Annotated in this window: 6 protein-coding genes; 5 read left to right on the top strand and 1 reads right to left on the bottom strand. The window is 64.6% G+C overall.

Annotated features, from left to right (window positions below; translation table 11 throughout):
- Window positions 1-74: 74 nt before the first annotated feature.
- Window positions 75-2135, bottom strand: a complete 2061-nt coding sequence (locus tag BW979_RS14780; RefSeq protein WP_047225523.1) for a TonB-dependent receptor — start codon at window positions 2133-2135, stop codon at window positions 75-77.
- A 248-nt stretch (window positions 2136-2383) separates the two neighbouring features.
- Between BW979_RS14780 and BW979_RS14775 the strand changes: the two genes are divergently transcribed.
- The 5 genes from BW979_RS14775 to BW979_RS14755 all read left to right on the top strand — a co-directional run bounded on the left by BW979_RS14775 (window position 2384) and on the right by BW979_RS14755 (window position 25040).
- On the top strand, window positions 2384-3361 hold the full coding sequence (locus BW979_RS14775; protein WP_080962841.1) for a TauD/TfdA family dioxygenase: 978 nt from the start codon (window positions 2384-2386) through the stop codon (window positions 3359-3361).
- Between the two features lie 7 nt (window positions 3362-3368).
- Window positions 3369-6797, top strand: a complete 3429-nt coding sequence (locus BW979_RS14770; RefSeq protein ID WP_076384136.1) for a condensation domain-containing protein — start codon at window positions 3369-3371, stop codon at window positions 6795-6797.
- A gap of 17 nt (window positions 6798-6814) precedes the next feature.
- Window positions 6815-7861 (top strand): TauD/TfdA family dioxygenase, encoded by a 1047-nt coding sequence (locus BW979_RS14765; protein ID WP_076384134.1) that lies wholly within the window; start codon window positions 6815-6817, stop codon window positions 7859-7861.
- Between the two features lie 111 nt (window positions 7862-7972).
- Entirely contained in the window at window positions 7973-11035 is a 3063-nt protein-coding gene (locus tag BW979_RS14760) for a non-ribosomal peptide synthetase (protein ID WP_047225520.1), read from the top strand.
- A 58-nt stretch (window positions 11036-11093) separates the two neighbouring features.
- On the top strand, window positions 11094-25040 hold the full coding sequence (locus BW979_RS14755) for a non-ribosomal peptide synthetase (RefSeq protein ID WP_076384132.1): 13947 nt from the start codon (window positions 11094-11096) through the stop codon (window positions 25038-25040).
- Window positions 25041-25108: the final 68 nt, after the last annotated feature.

Below are 25108 nucleotides of genomic sequence, written 5' to 3'. Positions count from 1 at the left end.
GAACAGCCTGGAAACAAACATCCGATACGTTGCAGGACAGGCGCGAGGAGATTGCCTCCCCGCGCCTTTGGGTTTTACATGTCGTAGCGCAAAATCATCCCCACCGTGCGCGGCGCGCCGACGTCGATGATGTCGTCGCTGCGGTTGTTGGTGACGTATTCCTTGTCGAAGGCGTTCTTCACGTAAGCAGACACCGCGACGTTCTTGGTGACTTTGTACTCGGTGTTGAAGTTCACCAATACATAGTTGTCGCTGCGGCGCTCCCCGGTGACCTTGCCGTTGGCATCGAACTGATATTCCGAAGGCGCGGTGCTTTGGTAGACAACGTCAGTACCGAATATCAGACGATCGTCGAAGCGATAGACACCGCCCACCGACATCTTGTATTTCGGCGAGGAAAGGAACGATTCACCGCTCATGTCCTGACCGCTGCCTGTGACGAAGTCCTTGTATTTGCTATCGGTAACGGAGCCACCGACATTCAAGGTCAGCTGTTCGGTGATGTCCTTCTCTACGAAGATTTCCATGCCCTTGATGTCGCTGCGACCGGCGTTGAAGACATCAATGACGGAGCTTCCGCTCTGCCGCACGCTGACTTGCTGGTCCTTCCAATCCGTGTAATACAGGTTGGCGCGGGTACGCAGGGTCTGGTCAAAGAACGAACCGCGGTAGGACAGCTCGTAGTTGGTGGTGTATTCCGGATCGTAGGCTTGGTGACCGCTACCGGAACGCAGGTTGACGCCACCGCCGCGGTAGCCTTTTTGCACCATGAAACCGAGGTATTGGTTCGCGGCCAGCTCATAGTCGATGCCGAGTTTCGGCAGCACGGCGTCAAATGACTTTTTGACTTTGGCGGGCTCGGAGAAATCGTCCTGCTCGACGTCGGTGTCGTTGGTCTCGTGGTCGTAACGCAGGCCGGTGATCAAGGTCCAGCGCGGTGCGAATGTCCAGTTGACTTCACCGAACACGGCCTTGTTCTCGATCGTGGTATCGCCCTTGACCGTACCGAACAGCACATCATCGAAAAACAGCCGGTCGTGGAAGTTGTTGCTGTTGTGGCCGTAGTACGCACCCACAAAGCTCTTCACCGTGTCCGAGGTGTAATTCAAGCGCAGCTCCTGACTGAACAGGTTACCGTCTTGCTTGCGCAGAACGACCTCGTTGTCCACGGCATTCTGGTCGAAGTCCAGACGGTTGCTGTAGTCGGTACTGGTATTGGCGGTCATGCTCGTCAGCGACCAGTCGTCGTTCAGACGATAATCCACCTTGGCGCTGAGGGTGTCCTGCTTGAGGTTGTCGAAAGCCTTGGTGTTGGACGCGATATCGTAATAGCTCGGCTTGCCGTTGACGCGCATGGTCGAACGGTCGCCCTGGCGGTGCTCGCTGTGGGCGTAGGTCAGCAGGACATCGGTGTCGTCGTTGGGCAGGATCAGCAATTTGCCGCGGGTGTTGCTGGTGCGACGCGGGTTGGCGTCGTCATTGAGCGTGGTGTTGCGGATGTAGCCGTCACCTTCACCATAGTCCACGGCGATACGCCCGGCGATCTTGTCGTCGACGATGGAACCACCACCGGCCACCGCCGCCCCGCGCTCGCCGTAATTGCCCACATTGGTTTGTGCCGAGAAGCTCGGTTCGAAAGTTGGGTTCTTGGTCCGGATAACCACCGCGCCGGCCAGGGAGTTACGGCCCTGGGTGGTGGATTGCGGGCCAAGGAATACTTCGACCTGCTCGGCATCCCAGAGCGGGACCGGGCTGAGGGTCAGCGCACGGTTCGGCTGTACGGCACCGTCGACATAAACGGATACGGCACCATTGAGGGTCGCTGGGCCCTGATCGTCAAAACCGGACACCGGCACACCACGGATACCCCAGTTTTCATTGCCGGCCTGGCTATAGACACCGGGCGTGCGGGCGAATACATCCACCAGGTCCTTGTCGCCGTGCTCTCGCAGATTCTTGTCGGTGAGGACCACGACGCTGGACTGGGTCTGCTCAAGCGTGCGGTCGATTTTTTCACCCGTCACGGTGATCGGAGCAATCTCCATCGTGCCGGCTTCTTCGGCCGCCCATGCAGCGTTGCTCAGGCCTATGGCCGACCCTACAGCCAACGCAATTGTGTTCTTTTTGAAATTCACGCCCCGCTCCCCTGCGACAGATATTTTTAGGTTTTTTGAGCTGGCCGAAGGCTGTGTGGCGCCAGCGGAGCGGAGTCTAATCCAAAAAAAAAATTAAATAAATAGTATTGATAATCCATCTCATTTGTACCTAGTATGACGTCTTGTATTGATTTGAATACATTACAGACGAGTCCTACACAACCGACCGCTGCCCTGCTTTCAAGGTCTTGTGACTGGTCGAAGAAGACAAAAGAGGATGTACAAGGATGACCTCAATCGAACACCTGAACGGGCGTTCCGAGCTTTTTTCCATGGCGCCCACGGATGCAAGCGCCCAGTCGCTACCCCTGCTGGTGCAGGGGGCATCGGGACAGTCGATCCACGATCTGGACGCCTCGATTCGCGACCGCCTGGCTCATGCCCTGACCACGGTTGGCGGCGTGTTGTTTCGCGGTTTCACCGTCGCCACGCCCATCGATTTCAAGCGCTTCGCCGCCAGCTTCGGTACACCGCTGGCCAGTTACGAATTCGGCTCCACGCCACGCAGCAAGGTCTTCGCCGGGGTCTATAGCTCCACGGAATACCCGGCCCATCAATTCATACCCTTGCACAACGAGCAGGCCTACACCCGCCCTTGGCCTTCGCGCATCTGGTTTCACTGCATCAAGGCCAGTGAAACCGGCGGCGAGACCCCGATTGCCGACAGCCGCCTGATCTACCAGCGCATGCCCGCCGAGATCCGCGAGCTGTTCGCCAGCCGCGAGTTGCTCTACGTACGCAACTACAGCGGCGCCCTGGACCTGCCTTGGGAAAAAGTCTTCAACACCCAGGACCGTGCCCAGGTCGAACGCTACTGCCGGGACAATGACATCGAGTGGGAATGGAAAGCCGATGGCGACCTGCGCACCCGCCAGCGTTGCGCCGCCGTGCAGCAGCATCCCGATACCGGTGAATGGGTCTGGTTCAACCAGGCGCACCTGTTCCATGTCTCGGCCATCGAACCGAGCGTACGCGCCAGCCTGCTGGCAGCGGTGGGTGAAGAGAACCTGCCGCGCCATGTCTATTTCGGCGACGGCTCGGCCATTGCCGACGACATGCTCGACACCGTGCGCGAGGTTTACCGCGAGACTGCCATCAGCTTCCCCTGGCAACCGGGCGATATCCTGATGCTCGACAACCGACTGGTGGCACACGGTCGCAATCCTTTCACCGGTGACCGCAAAGTCATCGTGGCCATGGCGTGAATTGCACATGTTTTCATTCAAACATTGGATCGAGGTGCTGGAAGCCAACGCCCAGCACTTCCCTCAGCGTGCTGCCCTGCATTTCTTGCCGGACGGTGTAAACATCGGCGAAACCCTGACCTTTGCCCAACTGCACGAGCAGTCCCAGTCCCTGGCGGCCGCGCTGCAAGCGCGTTATGCGCCGGGTGATCGCGTGCTGTTGATGCTGCCCAGCAGCCTCGACTACGCCCGCGCCTTCTGTGCCTGCCTATATGCGGGCCTGATTGCCGTGCCGTTGTTTCCGCCACCGTCGCGCAAACCGCGCCACCTCGACCGCGTCCGCAACGTGGTAGTGGATGCCGAGCCGGCGCTGATTCTGGCACCGGCGGATCATTGCGAAAGCCTGCAGGAACTGGTGGAGGGCCGCGTCGAGGTGCTGACCGTCCAGCACCTGGGCACACCACCGACCAGCCAGTGGCAACGCCCGGCTATCGACGGTTCGACCGTAGCCTTCCTGCAATACACCTCGGGCTCGACCGGCTCGCCAAAAGGCGTCGAGGTGCGTCAGCGCAACCTGATCGCCAACGTCGAACTGATGCGCCAGGCGTACGATTTCGACGAGCACGGCGCCATGGTCAACTGGCTGCCGCTGTATCACGACATGGGCCTGATCGGCGGTATGCTGGCTCCGCTCTACAGCGGCATGCCGTGCTACCTGATGGCTTCCCAGACCTTCGTCAATGCGCCGTCGACCTGGCTGCAGGCATTGAGTCGCTACCGGGCCACCGCCAGCTTCGCCCCCAACTTCGCCTATGCCCTGTGCAACCGCGTGGTCAGCGACAACCTGATCGCACAGCTGGACCTGAGCAACTGGAAACACGCCATCAACGGCGCAGAGCCGATCCATCCCGGCACCCTGGAAGCCTTCGCCCAGCGTTTTGCCGCCTGCGGCCTGAACCCGTTGGCCATCAGCCCCGGTTATGGCCAGGCCGAAGCAACGCTGTGCGTCAGCGCCACGCCGGCCGATGCGCTGCCGGTGGTGCTGCGCCTGGACAAAGCCGTGCTGGAGAGCGGTCGCGTGGCCCTGGCCGCTGCCGATGCCGCCGCGGTGGAGTTCGTCGCCTGCGGTTATCCGCAAGCCTTGCACAGCATCGCCATCGTCGACCCGCACACCTTCGAGCGCTGCGCCGCCGATCGCATCGGCGAAGTCTGGCTCAAGGGCCCGAGCAACGCCGAATCCTACTGGAAGAATCCCGAAGCCACTCGTGAGGCCTTTGAGGCACGGATTGTCGGCTCATCGGAGCATTACCTGCGCTCCGGCGACCTGGGCTTCATGCACGAAGGCCAGGTGGTGATCTGCGGGCGGCTCAAGGACCTGTTGATTCTCAATGGGCGCAACCTTTACCCCCACGACATCGAATTCGCCATTACCGACGCCGAGCCGGGCATCCGTACCGGACGCATCGCCGCCTTCGCGCAAATGGACCCGGCACTGGGCCGCGAGAAACTGGTGATTGTCGCCGAGCCGCAGCGCAAGTTCGTCGACCCGGCGCATCATCCGGCGCTGTTCGCGTCGATGCAAAACGCTGTGCGCGAAGCCGCCGACTGCGGCATCGACCAGATTGTGCTGGTGCAAGCCGGCACCATCCCGATGACCACCAGCGGCAAGATCGCCCGCCAAGGTGCGCGCAAACAACTGGCCGCCGGCACGTTGAGCATCATCGCCCAGAGCGGTGGAACGCTGGCCTCGAACGACGAGCCCCTTGACCTTGCCCAGCTCAAAAGCCTGGCGACCGAAACGTCGCAACAGGCCCAAGCCGCCTGCCGCCAATGGCTGGAACAGACGCTGCACGCGGTCAATCCGTATTTTTCCGCCGACTTCGACCTCAGCCTGATCGGCCAGGGCCTGGATTCCATCGGCGTGGCCGACTTTGCCGCGCGCCTGCACAGGGACCTGGGTTGGAACCTCGATACCCAAAGCCTGTTCGGGGAAACCACCCTGGGGCAATGGGCGCTGGACCTGCACGCTTTCCTCAATGATCCAACGCCAACGGCCGATGCTCCCACCGAGCAGACCAACCCCAGTCAGGGGCATCAGTCGTTCGCCCAGCGTCGCTTGTGGTTCCTGCGCCAACTGAACCCGGATGACACCCGCCACAACCTGGTACTGCACCTGCGCCTGCAAGGTCCGCTGGACATCGAGACGTTGGCCCTGCGACTGAACACGCTGGTCGAGCGTCACGGCGTGTTGCGCACGGTGTACCGCGACAGTGTCGATGGCCCGCAACAACAGGTGTTGCCGGCCACGGCTGTGGCGCTGGTCCATCATGATGTGCGTGAGCAGAACCAAGCGCAGCAACAGCAGACGTTGGACGAACGCCTGGCCCAAGAACACGCCACCCCGGTCGATCTGCAAGCCGGCCCAGTGCTGCGAGCGCAGTTGCTCAGCCGCCATGACCAACAGCATGACCTACTGTTGACGCTGCACCACATCGCCTTCGACGGACGCTCGGCGCAAATATTGTTGGCAGAACTGGCGGGTTCGGCGGACGCCGCGCTGCCGGGGCAATACCTGGCTTTCGCCCAATGGGAAGCCCTGCACTGGAGCGAACAGCGAATCGCCACCGAGCAAGGCTTCTGGCGCGAACACCTGGCCGGCATGCCGCAAACGTTGGAACTGGGTGGCAGCGGCCAGGCCCCGGGCGAATACAGCCTGGACTTCAACGTGCCGCAGACCGGCTGTGAGCGCTTGGCAGCGCTGGCCCGTGAACAAGGCATGACGTTGTTCATGTTGTTGCTGGCCAGCTACCAACTGGTCCTCAAGCAACTGGGCGGCCAGCCGCAGTTCCTGTTGGGCACCGACGTCAGCGGCCGACCGCTGGCAGAGCACAACGACGTCATCGGTTTCTTCGTCAACCAGTTGACCCTGCGCTGTGACTTGCGCGGCGAAGCGACCCTGGCCGGTTTCCTTGAGCAGGTTCGCGATGAGTCGCGCCTGGCCTATGCCCATCAAGGCCTGCCTTTTGATCTGGTGGTCTCGGCACTCGCGCCGCAGCGCCGCCCCGGTCACTCGCCGCTGTTCCAGGTCAAGCTCAACTATCAACCGTCACGGGTGACCCCGACCGCCATCGCTGGCGCGCAGTTGTCCGCGCTGGAGGTGGCCCAGGCACCGGGGGATTTCCACCTGGTGCTCGACCTGGTGCACGGCGACGAAGGCCTCGCCGCGACCCTCAAGTATCGCGGCGAATACTTCGACCGGGACCGTGCCTTGCGCCTGCAACACCTGTGGACGCGCCTGCTGGAGCAGATGCACAGCCTGCTGGACGAGCCGTTGCCGGCAGTGGCCGAGCGCATCGACAGCTGGGATCAGGCCTTTACCCGGGAGCGACAGCAGTCCCAGGCGCTGGCCGGTCGCAGCCAGATGATGCAAGCCAAACGTCGCTCCTTGTCCCTTTAACCGAGTCGGATGCCGTTATGTCTATCGTGCCCCCATCGCCACGTGCCCTTGGCGCCGTGCGTCGCAAAGCCATGAACGTCTCGGAACAACAGTTGGTCACCGAGCGCCTGCTCAGTCCAGACCACGCGCTGCCCCTGGTGATCGAACCGGCGGTCAGCGGCGTTGACCTGATCGCCTGGGCCGCCCGGGAACGCGAGTCGCTGGAAAAAAAACTGCTGCAGTACGGCGCCCTGCTGTTTCGCGGCTTCAACGTCGCGTCTGTCGAGCAGTTCGACCAGGTGATCGCCGCCCTCTCCCCCGGAGCGCTGGAATACATGTTCCGCGCGTCCCCCCGGACACGGGTCGGCGGCAACATCTACACCTCGACCGACTACCCGGCCGACCAGATGATTTTCCCCCACAACGAGCACTCCTACTCGCCGCGCTTCCCGCTGCGGTTGTTCTTCTACTGCCAACTGCCGTCCGAGACCGGCGGTGAAACACCGATCGGCTCGACCCGCGCCGTAAAGGCCAGGATCAGCCCGCAGATCGAAGCGCGGTTCCGGGAAAAAGGCGTGCTGTACGTTCGCAACTACGGCGACGGTTTCGGCCTGCCGTGGCAGAGCGTGTTCCAGTCCGAAGACCGCCGCGAAGTGGAAGCCTACTGCGCCAGCGTCGGCATCGAAGTGGAATGGAAAGACAACAATCGCCTGCGCACCCGCCAACGCGGGCCGGCCGTGGTGCGCCACCCGCGCACCGGCGAAGAGGTCTGGTTCAACCACGCCACGTTCTTCCACATCAGCACCCTGCCCGAGCGAATCCGCGATTCGCTGCAAAGCAACTTCAACGACCTCGACCTGCCCACCAACACCTTTTACGGCGATGGCGAACCGATCGAGCCGCAGGTCCTGGAATCGCTACGCGCGGCCTACCTCGACTCGCTGGTGCGCTTCAGCTGGCAGCAGGGGGACGTGTTGTTCATCGACAACATGCTCGCTGTGCACGGTCGCGAACCCTTTACCGGCAAGCGCGCCATCATGACCGGCATGGCTGAAGCCCTGCTGTCGAGCGACGTTGCCGTCTGACATTCAACGGGTCCACCCGCCGTTCGCAGGCGGCTTGCCTGACACGAGTCCAGCAAGCCCCGACGTCTGTGCGGTGATCCAGGCTCAAGCCCTTTTCCAGTCGAGATGAACATGAGCGGACTTCAAGGTTTTCGTATTTCCCCGCAACAGGCATCGGTTTACCCCCACACCCACGGCGCAGCGCAGCACCCGTTCAGCTGTCATTTGCAATGGTCGCTGTCACAACCGCTGGACGTCGATGCACTGAACAACCGCCTGCAGGCACTGGTGGCCGGCAGCGAGATCCTGCGCACACGCCTGATGCCCGTGCCAGGCCTGCGCCACCCGGTGCAGGTGATTGACGAAGCCGGCTCACTGGCGGTGAACCTCCAGGACCTGCGCCAGCACAGCCGCGCCGACCAGGACGCCGCACTGGCTCAGCTCGCCACCCAGCCCCGTGACTGGACAACCCCGCTGTGGGTGACCCTGGTGCGCCTGTCCGATGAGCAAGGCGTGCTGGACCTCGCGGCGGCCAGCAGCCACTTCGACCTCGCCAGCCTGAAATGGCTGGCCGCTGCATTGCTGCAAGACACTGCCACGGACCTGTCCGAAACCCTGCAGTACGCCGATTACGCCGAATGGCGCTGGAGCCTGGTGGAAGACGCACCGGATCATCCGGGCGTGAGCTTCTGGAAACCTGCGGGCGACACCGAACAGGCCACCTTGCAGCTGCCGCTGGAATCGCCCCTCGATGGTGGATTTGCGCCGACCCGACTGGAGCTGACGCTGCCGGCCGACCTCGCCCGTCACCCGGCCCTGACCCCGGAACTGCTGCTGGCGGCATGGGCAGCGGTCCTGGGACGACTGGCCGGCCAGCAACAGGTGCCACTCACTCTGATCCATGAAAGTCGCGGCGCGGAACTGGAGAACACCCTGGGCCTGTTCGAACAGTGCCTGCCCGTGAGCATCGAACTGGATGCCCAGGCGACTCTGCTGGAGCAAAGCACGCAAGTGGCCGCCACCCTGGAACGGCTGATTGGCTGGCAAGACTATTACACCGGCGACCACCACGCCGGATACGCTTTTGCCTGGCGCTCCGGCGATGCCCGGGAGCGCCACGCCAGTGCGGTCATGAACCCGTTGAAGGCTTGCCTGAACGTCCGCCAGTTGCCCGACAGCCTGCACGCGCAGGTTGTCTACGACCGCCATGTCCTCAGCGCCGACGCTGTGGGCTGCCTCGCCGAACAATGGCTGCAACTGCTGCACGGCGCCCTGGCCGAACCGCAACGGGGCTGGGCCCAATTGCCCCTGGGTGGCGCGCTGCAAGCGCAGTTGATCGGCGCCGGCGCGAGCGCACCCTCCATCGAACCGGTGACGCTGGTGGAATTGATTGCCCGTCAGGTTCGCCAACAACCGAACGCCATCGCCCTCAGCGACCAGGACGGTGACCTGAGCTACAGCCGCCTCGACGCCTGCGCCACGCAACTGGCCCATCAACTGGTCGCCGCCGGCATCGGTCCAGGGGTGCCCGTCGGCATCCTGTTCGCCCGCAGCAACGCAGCCATTGTCGCCATGCTCGCGGTCTTGAAAGCCGGTGGCGCCTATGTGCCCGTCGATCCGACCTACCCGGCCGACCGCCGCGCCTACATGCTCACCGACAGCGCCATCGCCCACATCGTGGTCAGCGCCGAACTGGCCGACAGCGTGCCGGCCAACCTGCAACGCTTCGTGCTGGATGAGCTGACAACACAGGACCTCGGCGACTGTCCGGCACTGCCCTTGCCGGACGCCAACGACCTCGCCTACCTGATCTACACCTCCGGCTCTACCGGTGCGCCGAAAGCCGTGGAAATCAGCCACGGCGCCTTGAGTTTCTCGACCCAAGTGCGCATGGCGGCCTATGAGACCCCGGTGCGCGCCTACCTGTTGTTGTCGTCGTTTGCCTTCGACAGTTCGGTCGCCGGGATTTTCTGGACCCTGGCCCAAGGCGGACGCCTGGTATTGCCCGCCCCAGGCGAAGAGCTGGAGATGGCCCGCCTGGCGCAGTTGATTGCCCAGCACCAGGTCAGCCACGGCCTGTCGCTGCCGTCGCTGTACCAGGCCCTGCTCGATCAATTGCAGCGCAGCGGGGGAACCGACAGCCTGGCCTGCTGGATCGTCGCGGGTGAGGCTTGCCCACCATCGCTGATCGCGCAACACAGCAAGACCCTGCCACGCGCACATCTGGTGAACGAATACGGTCCCACTGAGGCCACCGTCTGGGCCACCTATGAGGTGTTGGACCCAAGCCGGAACGTCAGCATCGGCCGTCCGATCGCCGGCATGGACCTGCGCCTGCTGAATGAATTCGACACGGCTTGCGGCATTGGCGAACCGGGTGAAATCGTCCTCGCCGGCCCCACCCTGGCCCGCGGCTATCGCCACAAACCCGAAGAAACCGCCAAGGCCTTCGTCACCCTGGCCGACGGCACTCGCGCCTACCGCACCGGCGACCTGGCGTGCTGGCTAGCCGACGGGCGCCTGGCATTCCTGGGGCGCAAGGACCATCAGGTCAAGGTGCGCGGCTACCGCATCGAGCTGGGCGAAATCGAACGCCAATTGTGCAGCCACAGCGATGTGCGCGAAGCCGCGGTGATCGTCCAGGAACACGCCGCCGGCAAGCGCTTGCTCGCCTATGTCCTGGCCGCCCACGGCTACGCACCGGACTCGGAGGCGATCAAGCGTTTCCTCGGCGAGCGTCTGCCGTCGTACATGGTGCCGGCCCTGGTGCTGACCCTGACGAGCTTTCCGCGCACGCCCAACGGCAAGCTCGACACCCGCCAGTTGCCCGACCCGGAGCAGCTCGACGAAAGCGCCCACGTGGCGCCGCGCAACGCCATGGAAACCACCCTGCAAGCCATCGTCGCCAAGGTCTTGAAACTCTCGACAGTGAGTGTCACCGACAACTTCTTCGCCATCGGCGGCGACTCGATCCTGAGCCTGCAAGTGGTGGCCCAGGCCCATGAGCAAGGCATCGCGCTGTCGGCCAAGCAAGTCTTCGAACGCCAGACCGTCGCGGCCATGGCCGAGGTCGCGCAACCGCTGCATCCGAGCGCCGCCGAGCCGCAAGCCGACAGCACCGAATTCAGCGCCTCGGGCCTGTCCGATGACGAAATGCAAGCGCTGATGGCCGAACTGGACGAGGCCAACCTGTGAGCGGTTCTTCTCGTCACCACGCCACCACCGTCGCCCCTATTTACGCAGGACCCTTTCAATGACCAGCGAAAAAACCACCGGCAACCCGATCGAAGACATTTACCCGCTGTCGCCGCTGCAACAAGGGATGCTGTTCCACTCCCTGCTGCACGAAGACTCCGGTGTCTACCTGATGCAGGATCGCTACCGCATCGGCGGGGCCATCGATGAAGGCGCGTTCCTCGAATCGTGGCGCCAGGTGGTAGCGCTGCACCCTTCCCTGCGCGCCAGCTTCCAGTGGAAAAGCCAGAAGCAACCGGTGCAGGTGATCCATCGTCAGGTCAAGGTACCGCTGGACACCCTCGATTTGCGCGGGCTCGCCCCCCATGAGCAGGAAGCACGGATCCGCACCCTGCTGGAAGACGAGCAGAAAGTCGGCTTCAACCTGTCCAAGCCACCGCTGATTCGCTTTCGACTGGTGCGCCTGGCTGACGAGTCCTACGAATTCATTCGCAGCTTCCACCACATCCTGATGGACGCCTGGTGCATTTCCCTGGTGACCGTGGACTTCCTCAAAGTCTACGAAGCACTGTGCAACGACCGCACGCCAGAGCTGAAAAGCCCTCGGCCGTTTCGCGATTACATCCAGTGGCTGCAACGCCAGGATGCGGGCAAGGCCGAGCAATTCTGGCGCGGCCAGTTGCAAGGGCTAAACGCGCCCACACCACTGACCGTGGACAACGGCGTGACCCGCGACCGCTACACCGATGCGGTGCTGGTGGACGACCAACTGATTCACCTGAACGAGCAGGAAACCCAGGCGCTGGCGGCGTTCTGCCGCAATCGGCGGATCACCCCGAACACGTTTTTCCAGGGCGTCTGGTCACTGCTGCTGTCGCGCTACAGCGGGCAACAGGACGTGGTCTTCGGCGTCACCGTGGCCGGGCGTCCGGCCGACCTGACCGGCGTCGCGCAAATGATCGGCCTGTTCATCAACACCCTGCCACTGCGGGTGTCGGTGGACCCGAATGCCACGCTCGGCAATTGGCTGGGCGACCTGCAAAAGCTCAACGTCGACATGCGCGACTTCGAGCACACGCCGTTGACCGACATCCAGGGCTGGAGCGATTTCCCCCGGGGCGAGACCCTGTTCGACAGCATCCTGGTATTCGAAAACGCGCCCATCGACGAACAGATCCTCGAAGGCGGCTTCCAGTTCAGCCTCGAAGGTATGGACCACAGCGTGCACACCCACTACGGCTTGACCGTGGTGATCCTGCCGGGGGAACAGCTGGGCATCCGCGTGTCGTATGACCGCGAACGTTTCGAGGCCGCCACCGTGCAGCGCCTGCTGGGCCACATCGCCAGCCTGGTGCGCAGCATGCTCGCCGCCCCCGACGCGCCGTTGGCCAGCTTCGAATTGCTGGCCACCGAGGAGCGCCAACAGTTGCTGGGCGAGTGGGCACTCAACCGCCACGATTTCCCGCTGGATCAAAGCTACGCCGAGCTGTTTGCCGCCCAGGTCGCCCAGCGCGGTGATCAGGTCGCCGCGATCTGCGCCGGTGAGTCACTGACCTACGCCGAGCTGGACCTGCGTTCCACGCGCCTGGCTCATGCCCTGCGCGAGGCCGGCGTCGGTGCAGATCAACTGGTCGCGCTGGTGGCCCCTCGTGGCCTGGCGCTGTTGACCATGATGCTGGCCGTGTTCAAGGCGGGCGCAGCGATGCTGCCCCTTGAGGTCAATCACCCGCCCGAGCGCCTGCGGGAAATCCTCGGGCTGTCCCGCGCGCCTCTGCTGGTGGCGAGCGAAGCCTGCAGCGGCCTGCTCGATCAACTGCTCAGCGACCTCGACCGGGCGCCCGAGGCGCTGTTCGCCGAGGCCTGCTGGACGTCGGGCAACGACGCGCCTCTGCCGGTGCTCGCCGGTCCGGACAGCCTGGCCTACGTGCTGTTCACCTCCGGTTCGACCGGCACTCCGAAGGGTGTGATGATCGAACAGCGCGGCATGCTCAACAACATCTTCGGCAAAGTACCGGCCCTGGGCCTCAGCGCCGCCGACCGGATACCCCAGACCGCCTCGGTGGCGTTCGACATTTCGGTGTGGCAGTTCCTCGCCGCGCCGGTGCTCGGTGCCACCGTGCACATTCTTCCGGATGAGGTCGCCCACGACCCGCAACGCCTGCTGCAAGTGCTCGCCAGCGAGCGCCTGAACGTGCTGGAAATCGTCCCGAGCCTGATGCGCACCTTGCTCGCACTGTGCCCATGCGATTTGCAACTGCCGGACCTGCGCTGGGTATTGCCCACCGGTGAAGCCCTGCCGCCGACCGTGGCCCGCGACTGGTTCGCCCGGTTCCCCGACATTGCCTTGATGAACGCCTACGGGCCGGCCGAATGCGCCGACGACGTGGCCTTCCAGCCGATCTTCGAAGCACCGGGGGTCGAAGTCAGCCACATGCCCATCGGCCAGCCGACCGCCAACAACCGCCTGTACGTGCTGGACGAAGCCCTGCGTCCGGTGCCGGTTGGCGTGGCCGGGGAAATTTGTGTCGGGGGCGTCGGCGTCGGCCGCGGCTACCTGCACGACCCGCAACGCACCGCTGACGCCTTTATCGACCACCCTCAACTCGAAGGTCGCCTGTACCGCACCGGTGACCTGGGGCGCTGGCGTGCAGACGGGGTGATCGAATACCTCGGCCGCCGCGACCAGCAGGTCAAACTGCGCGGGCACCGGATCGAGCTGACGGAAATCGAACACCGTCTCGCGCAGCACCCGAACGTGCGGGAAGCCGTGGTCCTGCTGCGGGAAAACACCGTCGGCGAAGCCTGGCTGGTGGCGTACTGGGCGGCCCATGACCAGGCCCTGGGCAGCGACGACCTGAGCGAGCACCTGCGCGCGCAACTGCCGCCGTACATGGTGCCGGCGGCCTTCGTCTGCCTGGACAAGCTGCCCCTGAACAACAACGGCAAGGTCGATCGCAAAGCCCTCGCCGCCCGTGAGCTGGACTGGCAGGCCGACACCCAGCACAGCATCGCCCCGCGCAACGCGCTGGAAACCAGCGTGGCGTCTGTCTGGGCCGAGGTCCTGGGGCGCGACACAGTAGGCGTGGAAGACAACTTCTTCACCCTCGGTGGGCATTCACTACTGGCGACCCAGATCGTGGCCCGCCTGCGCACCCAATTCAAGCTCGACCTGCCGTTGCGGGTGTTGTTCGAACAGCCGACCGTGGCCTTGCTGGCCAAAGCCATCGCCGCCCGCCAGGCCAAGGCCGCCGCACCACACGCCAACGCGCTCAGCGTGCCCAAGGCCCAGCCTCGTCCGCCGCTGCTACCGCTGTCGTTCTCGCAACAGCGTCTGTGGTTCATCGAACAACTGACGCCGGGCACCACCCTGTTCAACATCCCGTTCGCCCTGCACCTCAAGGGTGAACTCAACGTCCAGGCGCTGCACGCCAGCCTGAACGATCTGCTGGTGCGCCACGAAATCCTGCGTACCGGCATCCACAATAACAACGGCGTGCCCTGCCAGCGCATCAGCCCAACGCTGGACATCTCGCTGCCCTTCGAAGACTTGTCGAGCCTGACCGCCACCGCCCGCGCCGGCGCGCAGTTCAATGCCTTGCAAGACACCTTCGAGCAGCCGTTCGACCTGACCTGCCCTCCGTTGCTGCGGGCGCGCTTGCTGCGCCTGGCGCCGGACGAGCATGTGCTCGGCATCGCCCTGCATCACCTGGTCTCGGACGCCTGGTCGGCCACCATCGCCCTGCGCGAGCTGGCCCTGGGTTATGAAGCCCGTTGCAACGGCGCGCCCGCCGCCCTGCCGGCCCTGCCACTGCAATACGCTGACTTCGCCCTCTGGCAGCGCGAACACCTGCAAGGCGCGGAACTCAAGCGCCAACTCGATTACTGGACCACCACCCTGGACCGTCGCGACAGCGACGCCAGCCCGCTGCTGGCCTTGCCCACCGATCATCCTCGGCCGTCGGTGCAAAGCTACCGCGCCGGGATCGTGCAGCGTGAACTCAGCGCCGACCTCAGTGGTCGAGTGCAAGCCTTTGCCAGTCGCCTCGGCACCACGCCGTTCACCGTCCTGTTCGCCGGTTTTGCCGTGCTGATGCACCGTTTGAGCGGCGACGCCACGGTACTGGTCGGCACCCCGGTCACCCACCGGGAACAGCCGGGCACCGAAGGCCTGCTGGGCATCTTGCTGAACAACCTGGCGATCCGCGCCGACTTCGAGCCGCAAGCCGACTTCACCGCCCTGGTCAAACAAGTGGCCGAGCGTATGCGCAATGGCTTGCTGCATCAGGACCTGCCGTTCGAACAATTGGTCGACAGCCTGCAACTGCCACGCAGCCTCAGCCATGCACCGCTGTACCAGGTGATGGTCGCCCAGCAACTGGCCATGGAGTCGCGGTTGCGCTTCCCCGGGCTGGAATTCGAAGCCCTGGACACGCCGCTGCGGCACTCCGAATGCGACTTGGACTTGCACGTGCTGTGCCCGGCCAATGCGCCGATCCAGCTGGAGCTGATGTTCGCCCTAGACCTGTTCGTCGCCGACAGCGCCCACCAGACTCTCGCGCGCCTGGAGCATCTGCTCGAACACATGCTCGCCGAGCCACAGCGCCCGGTCGCCGCCTTGCCGCTGCTAATGGACGCGGAGTGGCAACGCACCGTGGTCGAGTGGAACCGCACCGAGATGCAGGTGCCGACGCACCTGACCTTTGCCCAGTTGTTTGAACAACAGGCCGAGCGCACCCCGGAACGCGACGCCCTGTGTTTCGAAGGCCGCAGCCTGAGCTACGGCGAACTGAATCGGCGCGCCAACCAGGTGGCGCATTACCTGCGCAGCTGTGGTGTCAATGCCAACCGCCCGGTGGCGCTGTGTGTCGAGCGTTCGCTGGAACTGCTGGTCGGCCTGCTGGGCATTCTCAAGTCCGGCGGCGCTTATGTACCGCTGGACCCGACCTACCCGGTGGATCGCCTGGCGTATATGCTTGAAGACGCGCAGCCGGCACTGTTCCTCGGCCAGCAGGGTTTGCTGGAACAGCTGGGCGCCGAACTGCCACGCTTGCGCCTGGACAGCGACGCAGCACTGTTCGCCAACCAGCCGGACAGCAACCCTGCCCCGCTCGCCGGCCCGCAAGACCTGGCCTACATCATGTACACCTCCGGCTCGACCGGTAAGCCCAAGGGCACCCTGGTGACCAATGGCTCGGTGGTCAACCTGGCCTGGGCGCGCATCCATGGCTTGTATCGCCGCTACACCGACCAGCCGATGCGCACCAGCTTCAACTACTCGTTCGCCTTCGACAGCTCGGTGGCCGAGCTGATCCTGCTGCTCGACGGCCACAGCCTGTACCTGACCCCGGAAGACGTGCGCTACGACCCCGAGGCCTTGGCTGGGTTCTTCCGCAACACCCGTCTGGAAGCCTTCGAGTGCACCCCCGCACAGCTCAAGGCCTTGCTTGAAAGTGACGGCGTTCGTCGTGGCGAGGTGTACCTGCCGCGCTTCGTGCTGTTCGGTGGCGATGCGGTGGATGCGCAGCTATGGCAGCGCTTGCCGTCGATTGCCGGCAGCCGCTTCTTCAACACCTACGGCCCGACCGAATGCACGGTCGATGCAACCGGTTGCGCGGTGGATGACTTCCCGCTGCGGCCGATCATTGGCCGGCCGATCGCCAACGTGCGCACTTACGTGCTCGATGCTTTCCTCAACCCGATGCCGGTGGGCGTCCCGGGGGAACTGCACATCGGCGGTGCCGGCGTGACCCTGGGCTACCTCAACCGTGCCGAGCAGACCGCGAAGGTGTTCATCGAAGACCCGTTCTCGTCGCAGCCCGGCGCGCGGATGTACAAGTCCGGCGACCTGGTGCGCTGGCTGCCCGACGGCCAGCTCGAATACCTGGGACGCATGGATCATCAAGTGAAGATTCGTGGCTTCCGCGTCGAACTGGGAGAAATTGAAACCCTGATCGGCGCCCAACCGGGCGTGCGCCAGGCCGTGGTATTGGCCCGTGAAGACGTGCCCGGCGACAAGCGCCTGGTGGCCTACGTGACCTGCGACCAGCAGGCCGATATTCACGCCTGGCGCAAAGCCATTGGCGCCGCCCTGCCCGACTACATGGTGCCCTCGGCATTCGTGCTGCTCGATGAGTTGCCGCTGACCGACAACGGCAAACTCAACCGCAAGGCTTTGCCGGCCCCGGACATCCAAGCCGCGCCAGACGCTCTGCAGCCACCGCGCAGCGCCGCCGAACAGCAACTGGCCGCCCTGTGGGCCGAGTTGCTGAACGTGCCGTCGTCGCAGATCGGCCGTGACAGCCACTTCTTCTACCTCGGCGGCCACTCGCTGCTGGCGGCGGCGCTGTTTGCCCGCCTGCGTCAACAGTTCACCAGCGTGCCACCGTTGCGCTCGGTATTTGAACACCCAACCCTTGAAGCCTTGGCCGCGCTGCTGGGCGATCCCCTGCAAGCCCCGGCGGCGACCTTCGCTGCACCGGCACGTCCGGTACGCCTGCCGCTGTCGTTCGAACAGCAACGCCTGTGGTTCCTCGAACAACTGAGCGCCGGCGGTGGTGAATACAACGTGGTCAGCGCCGTGCAACTGGACGGCGAACTCGATGTCCAGGCCCTGCAAATGGCCCTGAACAATGTGGTCCAACGCCACGAAATCCTGCGCAGCCGCATCGTGCGCGACAGCGACGGTGAGTTGGCGCTGATCGTCGAACCGCAAGTCGCTATCACCTTGCAAGTCACGCCACTGCAGGCCGCCAGCGACGAGCAGTGGCAACAACTGACCGACGCGGCGATCCACGCGCAAACTGGCCGCCGTTTCGACCTCGCCGCCGAAGTGCCCGTGCGTGCCACACTGCTGCAACGCAGCGGCGGCGCCCAGTCGCTGCTGTTGCTCAGCCTGCACCACTGCGCCACCGATGACGCCTCCAGCCAGAACCTGCTGGATGAGCTGCGACAGTTCTACACCGCCCAGTGCCAGGGCACTCCGGCGGCACTGCCGGCGCTGGCGCTGCAATACCCCGATTATGCCCTCTGGCAGCGCGAGCCCAGTCAACAGACCATGTTCAGCAGCCAACTGGAATACTGGCGCAACCAACTGGAGGACGGCGACTACCTGCTGGACCTGCCGACCGAACAGGGCCGTCCGAACCAGCTCGCCCCAGCGGCCGGCGCAGTGCAACTGCAATTGCCGTCTGCCCTGGTGGCACGCCTGCGGCAGTTCGCCCAGCAACGCGGCGCCACGCTGTACATGCTCATGCTCGGTGCGGCGCAGTTGCTCTTGGGGCGCTACGCCAACCAGCGCGACGTACGGGTCGGCAGCCCGGTGGCCCAGCGTCCATTCGCCGAGCTGCAACCGCTGATCGGCTGCTTCGTCAACACCGTGGTCATGCGCGCCGATCTGGATCCGACGCTGGATTTCGAAGGTTTGCTGGGCCAGGTGCGCAACCGTGTGCTGGATGCCCAGCAGCATCAGGACGTGCCGTTCGACCAGGTCGTGGAACACCTGAAACCTTCGCGCAGCCTCGGCCAGACGCCGCTCTTCCAAGTGCTGTTCGCCATGCAGAACGCCGATTCGTCGAGCCAGCCATGGCCGCAGTTGCAGGTCAGCGAACGGGCGGTGACCGCCCAGGCCACCAAGTACGACCTGAACTGGGAAGTGCACGACGGCGAGGTGCTGTCTGTGTTGCTGGAGTACCGCGCCGCGCTGTTCAGCGAAACCACGGCCCGGCGTTGGCTGGAACAATGGCAACAACTGCTGGAAACCATGCTCGAAGCACCACAGACCCGTCTCGGCGACTGGTCACCGTTGCCAGCGGCAGAACGTCAGCGTCAACTGGTCGAATGGAACGCCACCGAGCGCAACTACAGCGGCCCGACCGACCTGCACACCGCGCTCAGTCAACAAGCCGCCCTGAGCCCTAACGCCCCGGCATTGGTGTTCGAAGGCCAGCGCCTGAGCTATGCCGAGCTGGATCAACGGGCGCAAACCGTTGCCCGGGCCCTGCGTGCGGCCGGCGTGGGCAGCGACAGCATCGTGCCGCTGTGCATGGAGCGTTCGGTGGAAATGGTTGTGGCCTTGCTCGGCATCGTCCATGCCGGCGCCGCGTGGTTGCCGCTGGACCCGGAATTGCCGGCTGCACGCCTGGCGTTCCTGATCGAAGACGCCGATGCCAAGGTCACCTTGACCCAGGCGCAGTGGCTGGCGCGCCTGCCCGCCGGGCATCAGGCCTGGACCCTCGACGCCCTGCCCCAGGCCCCAGCGTTCGAGCCGATCAACGTCGAAGCTCATGACCTGGCCTACGTGCTCTACACCTCCGGTTCCACCGGCCAACCCAAAGGCGTGATGAACGAACACGGCGCCTTGATGAACCGCCTGCACTGGATGCAGGACGCCTTCCCGATTGGCCCGAACGACCGTGTTCTGCAAAAGACCCCGTACAGCTTCGACGTGTCGGTGTGGGAGTTCTTCTGGCCGCTGATCACCGGCGCGACCCTGGTGGTCGCCCGCCCGGACGGGCATCGCGACCCGGCCTATCTCAGCCAGTTGATCCAGCAGGAGCGGGTCACGACCTTGCACTTCGTACCGTCGATGCTCCGTGCCTTTGTCGAAGAACCGAGCCTGATCAACTGCCATAGCCTGCGCCAGGTGTTCGCCAGCGGTGAAGCCCTGCCGGTGGATCTGGTGCGGCGTTTCATGGGCCAGCACCCAGCGGCCCTGATCAACCTGTACGGCCCGACCGAAGCGGCCATCGACGTCTCGGTCTGGCGTTGCTCGGCCAACGACGTGATCGTGCCGATCGGCAAGCCCATCGCCAACCTGCGCTTGTACATCCTCGACGAGGCCATGCAACCGTTGCCGATTGGCAGCATCGGCGAGCTGTACATCGGTGGCGTCGGCGTGGCCCGTGGTTACTTGAAACGTCCGGACCTGACCGAGGAACGCTTCCTCGCCAGTCCATTCGTGGCCGGTGACCGCCTGTACCGCACGGGCGACCGTTGCCGCTTCCTGGCCGATGGCAACATCGAGTACCTGGGGCGTCTCGACCATCAGGTGAAGTTGCGCGGCCAGCGCATCGAGCTGGGGGAAATCGACGCCGCACTGCTCGCGCAGGCCGGTGTTCGCGATGCCGCTACCTTGTTGCTCGACCAGCGCCTGGTGAGTTTCTGGTGCGGAGACGCCGATGAGGCGACCCTGCGTGCCGAGTTGAGCGACAGCCTGCCCGCGCACATGCAGCCCAGCCTGTTCGTGCAGCTCGACAGCCTGCCGCTCAACAGCAACGGCAAGCTCGACCGCAAGGCATTGGCCGCCACGCCGCTGCCACAGAGCCAAAGCGACCAGCCGCGCACAGCACCGCGCAACGCCACTGAAAGCGTACTCTGCGAACTGTTCGGCGAAGTGCTGGGTTGTTCGCCAGTCGGCATCGAAGATCACTTCTTCCAACTCGGCGGCCACTCCTTGCTGGCCACCCGCCTGGTCAGTCGGGTCCGTGAGCGCCTTGGGGTTTCCCTGCCCTTGCCGCTGGTGTTCGCCCAACCGACGGTCGCGGCCCTGGCCGAGCATCTGCGCGCGGCCATGCCCGGTGAGTCGATCAGCGCACAACCGCGCCCGGCGCAATTGCCCCTGGGTCTGGCCCAGCGCCGATTCTGGATGCTCAGTCGCCTGGTGCCGGAATCCCGCGAGTACCACATGCCGTTTGCCCTGACCTTGCGCGGTGAGCTGCAGGTCCAGGTCTTGCGCGAGGCCTTTGAGCAGCTCAGCCAGCGCCATCTGGTGCTGCGCAGCCGGATTGTCGAAGTCGACGGCGAGCCGCAATTGCTGATCGACGACCACGGACCGGCGCTCGCGGTCACTGAAGTCGCGACCCAGGACTGGGCCTCGGCCTGCGCCAACGCCCAGGACGAACTGATGACAGCGTTCGACCTGGCCGCCGCCGCACCTTGGCGCGCGCATCTGCTGCAACGTCAGGGCAGCGACGAAAACCTGCTGCTGGTGTGCCTGCACCACAGTGCCACCGACGGTTGGGCCATGCAGTTGCTCATCGACGAACTGACCCAGGCCTACGCCGCCGGCCTCAACGGGCAGTCGCCGGCCTGGACGCCGCTGGAGATCGACTACGTCGATTTCGCCCTGTGGCAACAGCACCCGGACACCCAGGCCCGACGCAGTGACAGCCTGGACTACTGGAAAAACCACCTGGGCCAGGAAGACTACCAACTCGACCTGCCCATCGACCATCCGCGTGGCGCCGAAGCAGATCGTCGCGCTCGGCAACTGACCCTCCGTCTCGGCACCCAGCGCGCCGAAGCCATCCGTCAGTTCGCCCGTCAGCGCGGCACCACCACCTATGTGGTGCTCGCCACGGCCTTGAGCGCGCTGCTGGCGCGTTACAGCGGTCAACGGGAGATTCGCTTCGGCACCCCGGCGGACCAGCGTGATCAACCGCAAGCCCAGACACTGCTGGCCTGTCTGGTCAACACCCTGGTGATCCGCAGCGACGTCGACCAACGGGCTCCGGCCGAGCAATTGCTCACCAGCCTTGAGGCCGACCTGCGCGCAGCCCAGGCCCATGCCGACCTGCCCTTCGCCACCCTGGTCGGTGCTGTCGCGCAAAACCGCGACCTGAACCGTACACCGCTGTTCCAGGTGCTGTTCTCCCTCAACTATGGCCGGGTGGACAGCAGCCAATGGCCGGGGCTGAACGTCGAAGAGCAGATGCTGCCGGTGATCGACGCCAAGTTCGAACAGAGCTGGGAAGTCCAGGACGATGGCAGCGACATGACGCTGGCGCTGGAATACCAATCGGCCTTGTTCGACGAAACGACGATGCAACGCTGGAGCGCGCAGTGGTGTGCGCTGCTTGATGCCTTGGTGGCAACCCCTGGGCGCACGCTGGTCGAACTGTTCCCGCAACAGCAGGATCAGCAGCAACTGGATCGCTGGAACGCCACCGAACGTCACTACAGCGGCCCGACCAACCTGCACACCGCGCTCAGTCAACAGGCAGCTCTGAGCCCCAACGCCCCAGCGCTGGTGTTCGAAGGCCAGCGCCTGAGCTATGCCGAACTGGATCAACGGGCGCAAACCGTTGCCCGGGCCCTGCGCGCCGCCGGTGTAGGCACCGACAGCATCGTGCCGCTGTGCATGGAGCGTTCGGTGGAGATGGTCGTGGCCTTGCTCGGCATCGTCCATGCCGGCGCCGCGTGGTTGCCGCTGGACCCGGAATTGCCGGCTGCACGCCTGGCGTTCCTGATCGAAGACGCCGATGCCAAGGTCACCTTGACCCAGGCGCAGTGGCTGGCGCGCCTGCCCGCCGGGCATCAGGCCTGGACCCTCGACACTCTGCCCCAGGCCCCAGCGTTCGAGCCGATCAGCGTTGAAGCTCACGACCTGGCCTACGTGCTCTACACCTCCGGTTCCACCGGCCAACCCAAAGGCGTGATGAACGAACACGGCGCCTTGATGAACCGCCTGCACTGGATGCAGGACGCCTTCCCGATTGGCCCGAACGACCGTGTTCTGCAAAAGACCCCGTACAGCTTCGACGTGTCGGTGTGGGAGTTCTTCTGGCCGCTGATCACCGGCGCGACCCTGGTGGTCGCCCGCCCGGACGGGCATCGCGACCCGGCCTATCTCAGTCAGTTGATCCAGCAGGAGCGGGTCACGACCTTGCACTTCGTACCGTCGATGCTCCGTGCCTTTGTCGAAGAACCGAGCCTGATCAACTGCCATAGCCTGCGCCAGGTGTTCGCCAGCGGTGAAGCCCTGCCGGTGGATCTGGTGCGGCGTTTCATGGGCCAGCACCCAGCGGCCCTGATCAACCTGTACGGCCCGACCGAAGCGGCCATCGACGTCTCGGTCTGGCGTTGCTCGGCCAACGACGTGATCGTGCCGATCGGCAAGCCCATTGCCAACCTGCGTTTGTACATCCTCGACGAGGCCATGCAACCGTTGCCGATTGGCAGCATCGGCGAGCTGTACATCGGTGGCGTTGGCGTGGCCCGGGGTTATCTGAAACGCCCGGACCTGACCGAGGAACGCTTCCTCACCAGTCCATTCGTGGCCGGTGATCGCCTGTACCGCACCGGTGACCGTTGCCGCTTCCTGGCTGATGGCAACATCGAGTACCTGGGGCGTCTCGACCATCAGGTGAAATTGCGCGGCCAGCGCATCGAGCTGGGGGAAATCGACTCAGCGCTGCTTAACCTGCCGGCCATCACCGGCGCCTGCACCCTGGTCATCGACAACCGCCTGGTGGCGTTCTACAGCAGTAGCACCGCGCAGTCGGACCTCGACACCCAGCTTGCGGCCGAACTGCCGGCGTACATGGTGCCGGCGGTGTGGGTGCAAATCCCGGCCCTGCCCCTGAGCACCAACGGCAAGATCGACCGCAAGGCCCTGGCTGCCCTGCCCCTGCCAAGCACCCAGAAAGACTACGCGGCACCGCGCAACGAGCTGGAACGCCTGCTCTGCCAGTTGTTCGGCGAACTGCTCGGCGACACCTTGACCGGCGGCCGTGAAGTCGGCACCTCGGACAGTTTCTTTGCCCTGGGTGGTGACTCGATCCTCGGCCTGAAACTGATCTCGCGCCTGCGTGAACAGGGCTATTCGCTCACGCCACGGGACCTGTTCCGTTCGCCGACCCCGGCGGCGCTGGCCCACGTGACCACGACTCTGTTGACCCAGGCCGAGCAAGGCGACGTGACCGGGCCAATGCCGCTGATGCCGTTGCACCAGTGGTTCTTCGACCAGCAGCAGGTCCAGGCCGCCCACTGGAACCAATCGGTTCTGGCCGACAGCGACCGTCGCCTGGAACCGGCCATCGTGCAAGCCACGCTGGACCGGCTGGTGGCCCACCACGACGCCCTGCGCTTGCGTTTCAGCAACATCGACGGGCAATGGCAGGCGCACATCGCGCCGGTGGCCCCGGCCAAACTGACCCGCTGCGAGCGCCCGGAACAACTGCTGCACGTCGCGCAGAGCCTGGACCTGCAACACGGCCCGTTGTTTGCCGCAGCCCTGTTGGAGGGCACGCCGCAGCGCCTGTACCTGGTGGCCCATCACCTGGTGGTCGATGCGGTGTCCTGGACGCCGCTGCTGGAAGACTTCCAACAGCTGTACCCCGCCCTGGAACGTGGCGAAAGCGCGGCGTTGCCGGCAAAAACCACCTCGTATCGTCAATGGGCCGAACACCTGCAAGCCCATGCCGCGAAGGCTGCTACCGAGCATCGCTACTGGAGTGCCCAGGTCGGCACGAACCGGCCGCCAATGGCCACGGTCGCCGAGCGCCAGACACTGGCGGCCTGCTGGGATGCCAGCCGCACGCAGCAATGGCTGACCGAGTCCCACGCGGCGTACCGCACGCAACCGGAAGAACTGCTGATCGCCGCCCTCGCCGCGACCCTGGCCGAGGTCGAACAGCGCAGCGATATCGTGGTGGACCTTGAGCGCCACGGACGTGACGCACCGTTTGCCGGGCTGGACGTCGGCCGCACCGTCGGCTGGTTCACCACGCTGTACCCACTGCGGGTGAACGCCCACGGTGCCGCGGGCGAGCAGGTGCGCAACGCCAAGCAAGCCTTGCGTGACGTACCCGGCCAAGGCCTTGGCTACGGCTTGCTGCGTCAGCGCGGCGAGTTGCCGGCCAGCCACGGTGATGTGCTGTTCAACTACCTGGGGCATGAGCAAACGCCAGAGGGCTGGTTACGCGCCAGCAGCCTGACCCCGCCGCCGGAGGTGGCCCCGGTGAACCGAGTGACCCATGCCCGTGAAGTAGTGGCCTGGCTGGAGGACGGCGTGTTGCGTGTCGAATGGCACAGCGTCACGCCGAACGCCGACAGCCGTTTGCCCGCTCGTCTGCTGGAACACTTGCAGGCGCTGGTCGAGCACTGCCTCGACCCGCAGGCCGGTTCGCTGATGCCAGCGGATTTCCCGCTGGCCAAGGCGCTGAACCAGAAGTCCCTGGACAAGCTGCTGGGCAAACTCAAGACCAAACCCAATTCCCAAAGCTAGCGAGCGACGCCGCGCCCGCGCAGGTCTCGGACCGGCGCGGCGCCCTGATCGACTCACTTGAGTTTTCA

It is taken from the genome of Pseudomonas sp. A214, from assembly GCF_900156295.1.
GTDB lineage: Bacteria > Pseudomonadota > Gammaproteobacteria > Pseudomonadales > Pseudomonadaceae > Aquipseudomonas > Aquipseudomonas rhizophila.
Note: the sequence above shows the minus strand (reverse complement) of the source record. Positions and strands in the feature narration are given on the sequence as shown.